Source organism: Bradyrhizobium sp. P2_E8, assembly GCF_056403875.1.
Map to the genome: position 1 here is coordinate 1 of NZ_JBFUES010000883.1, position 3,138 is coordinate 3,138.

Below are 3,138 nucleotides of genomic sequence, written 5' to 3' on the forward strand. Positions count from 1 at the left end.
CATTCCGGCCTCTCCCCGCACGCGGGGAGAGGCGAAGACTCAGCGCTGCCAGTTGCAGATGCCGCCGGAGCGGCACGGCCAGGTCTGGATGCGGGTATCCCTCGCCTGCGCATCCAGCGGATTGCCGTGGCGATGCGCGAGCTTGGTCCGGGCCGCACCGCGCGGCTGCGCGGGCTTGACGTGCGCGACCTTCGGCTCCGACGCATGCACGCGTTCGGCGGCAACCTTCTTCGGCACGTCCATGGRCTCGGCGCGGGCCTGCGCTTCGCTGCCGCCGCGGGCCTCGAGTGCGACCGGTGCGAACCGCGTCTCCGGCCCGAGCCGCTTCGGCGACAACACCGCCTTGGACAGATCGAGACCGAGATATTCATCAGGCTTGTAGTCATCAGCGCGCGCGACGCCGCCCCATGCGAGCACGAGGGCAACGGCGACAGCAAAATGAGCGCTCTTCAGGACCACGGACGCCTCCTGAAATTGATTTATCAAAGGGGTAATTTACCCCTATTTAGGAAGCGTCGCGCGCAATTCCAGCGTTCAAGTGCCGCCGTGGTTAAGAAGTTTGGCAGTGTCAGGCGACCTTTCGCGCCTCACCCGTCCCATCCAGGAACCCCATCAGGCGGCTGCGGATGATGGTTTCCGCCTCGCCCATGATGCGATCGACGAGTTCCTTGCAGGAGGGGATGTCGTGGATGAGGCCCGCGACCATGCCGCAGCTCCAGGCGCCCGTGTCCATCGCTCCGTCCAGCATGATCCTGGGATAGACGCCCGCGACCTGGTCGTGGATGTCGTCGATGGTGAGCTTGTCGCCCTTCGCGCGCTCGATCTCGAGCAGACGATCGACATTGGCGTTCTTCAGGACGCGTTCGGTGTTGCGCAAGCTCCGCATGATCAGACGGGTGTCGAGCTCGGTCGCGGCGACCAGCGCATTCTTCACGTTCTGATGCACCGGCGCCTCCTTGGTCGCGATGAAGCGCGTGCCCATGTTCATGCCGGCTGCGCCCAGCGACAGCGCCGCGACGAGGCTGCGCCCGTCGGCCATGCCGCCGGAGGCGACGAACGGGATCTTCAATTCCTCCGCTGCCCGCGGCAGCAGGATCATGTTCGGAATGTCGTCCTCACCGGGATGGCCGCCGCACTCAAAGCCGTCGACGCTGACGGCATCGCAGCCGATGCGCTCGGCCTTCAGGGAATGGCGTACCGAGGTGCATTTGTGGATCACCTTGATGCCGGCCGCCTTCAGCGCCGGCATATACTGTTCCGGGCTGCGACCTGCAGTCTCCACTGACTTGACGCCACCTTCGACAATGGCCGCGATGTATTCGGGATAAGGCGGTGCCGAGAAGGCCGGCAGAAAGGTGAGGTTCACGCCGAACGGCCTGTCGGTCATGGCGCGGCAGCGCGCGATCTCTTTTGCCAGCAGCTCCGGCGTCTTCTGCGTGAGACCGGTGATGATGCCGAGCCCGCCGGCATTGGAGACGGCGGCGGCCAGCTCGGCAAAGCCGACGAAATGCATGCCGCCCTGAATGATGGGGTGCTCGATGCCGAACAGTTCGGTGATCGCGGTCTTCACGCAGGCTTCCTCCCGGATTTCGGTTTGTATGGGTTCAGTCTAGTCGCAGTCTCGTGCCGCGGTCACCATTTCTCTCCGAAAGGCCGGATCTCCATCTCGAAGGTCCAGGCGCTCTTCGGCTGCTGGTAGAGCTGCCAATAGGAATCGGCCACCGCCGACGGCGGCATCAGCAGGTCGGGATTGTCCAGCGCGTTCGGGCCGAGCGCTTCGAGCCGGCGCTGCCGCACCCATTCSGTATCRACGCCRGAATCGATGATGAGATGGGCGACGTGGATGTTCTTCGGYCCGAGCTCGCGCGCCATCGCCTGCGCCACSGCRCGCAGRCCGAATTTSGCGCTGGCRAASGCRGCAWAGCCGCTGCCGCCACGCAAGGAGGCCGTGGCGCCGGTGAAGAAGATATTGCCGCCGCCGCGCGGAAGCATCAGGCGCGCCGCTTCCCGGCCTGTGAGGAAGCCGGAATAGCAGGCCATCTCCCAGACTTTGCGGAACACGCGCTCGGTGGTGTCGAGGATCGGGAAATTGACGTTGGCGCCGACGTTGAAGATGCAAACTTCCAGCGGCGCGTGCTTGTCGGCATCGTCGAGGAAGGCGATGACCTCTTCCTCTTTCCGCGCATCGAGCGAGCGCGCGTGGATCTCGCCGCCGGCGGCCTCGATATCCTTCACCAGAGGCGCCAGTTTGTCGCTGTTGCGGCGTCCGGCGAAGACCGAAAAACCCTCGGCTGCGAATTTCTTGGCAATCTCGGAGCCGATGAAATCGCCGGCCCCGATCACGGCAGCTGTCGCGTTTCGCTTGGGCAAGGTCGCCTCCTCAGGTGCGCATGTGTTTGAACCGAAGGCTATAGTTCTAAAATAGAACTGTCAAATTGCGGGGCGGGATGCTAGCTTCAGGGACAAATTGCATTGATCGTTCAAGTCAGTTCCTTTTTCTGACTTACCACGCCTGCGGCCGGAGACTGGATCATGAAGTGGGACACGCTGGACGAAGAGCCCTGCTCGCTCTCCCGTACCGTCGCCGTGGTCGGCGATCGCTGGACGCTTCTGATCCTGCGCGAATGCTTTTTGCGCGTGCGACGGTTCGAGGGATTTCAGTCCTCGCTCCAGATCACCAGGCATCTTCTGTCGGAGCGGCTGAAGAAGCTGGTCCGCTTCGGCATCCTGCGCCGCGTCCCCTATTCCGAGGCGCCCAAGCGCTACGAATATATCCTGACGCAGAAGGGCCTCGACCTCTACCCGATCATCATGGCGATGGTGCATTGGGGCGACACCCACATGGGCGACGAACGCGGTCGCCCGATGCTGCATGAGCACAAGACCTGCGGCAAGCTGTTCGACCCGGTGATGGTGTGCTCGGAATGCGGCGAGGTGCTGCATGCGAAGCAGGTGCATGTGCACGCGGGGCCGGGGCGCAACGAGGCGGTGGGGTGAGTGGCGCTGACGCGCGCAGCACTGCCGCGGTGGGATCATCAGCACGGCTGACGATCGCGAGCGAAAGCGCGGTGCCGATGCCGCACTCTTCGTTCGTGATACTTTCAGCCTCGGCGCACCTTGGTCAGTGCGTCTTGGTGG

General features: G+C 63.8%; 4 protein-coding genes. 1 reads left to right on the plus strand and 3 read right to left on the minus strand.

Features of this window, described 5'->3' with window-relative positions; translation table 11 throughout:
* Nucleotides 1-39: 39 nt before the first annotated feature.
* The 3 genes from AC1D00_RS33645 to AC1D00_RS33655 form a co-directional block, all read right to left on the minus strand.
* Nucleotides 40-459: a hypothetical protein gene (locus AC1D00_RS33645; RefSeq protein ID WP_477013637.1), complete on the minus strand. Its 420-nt coding sequence runs from the start codon at nt 457-459 to the stop codon at nt 40-42.
* A gap of 109 nt (nt 460-568) precedes the next feature.
* Entirely contained in the window at nt 569-1,570 is a 1,002-nt protein-coding gene (locus tag AC1D00_RS33650) for an NAD(P)H-dependent flavin oxidoreductase (protein WP_477013638.1), read from the minus strand.
* Nucleotides 1,571-1,632: 62 nt separating this feature from the next.
* On the minus strand, nt 1,633-2,370 hold the full coding sequence (locus tag AC1D00_RS33655) for an SDR family oxidoreductase (RefSeq protein ID WP_477013639.1): 738 nt from the start codon (nt 2,368-2,370) through the stop codon (nt 1,633-1,635).
* 162 nt (nt 2,371-2,532) lie between these two features.
* Between AC1D00_RS33655 and AC1D00_RS33660 the strand changes: the two genes are divergently transcribed.
* Nucleotides 2,533-2,997, plus strand: coding sequence for a winged helix-turn-helix transcriptional regulator (locus tag AC1D00_RS33660; RefSeq protein ID WP_135177406.1), 465 nt, complete (start codon nt 2,533-2,535; stop codon nt 2,995-2,997).
* Nucleotides 2,998-3,138 lie beyond the last annotated feature (141 nt).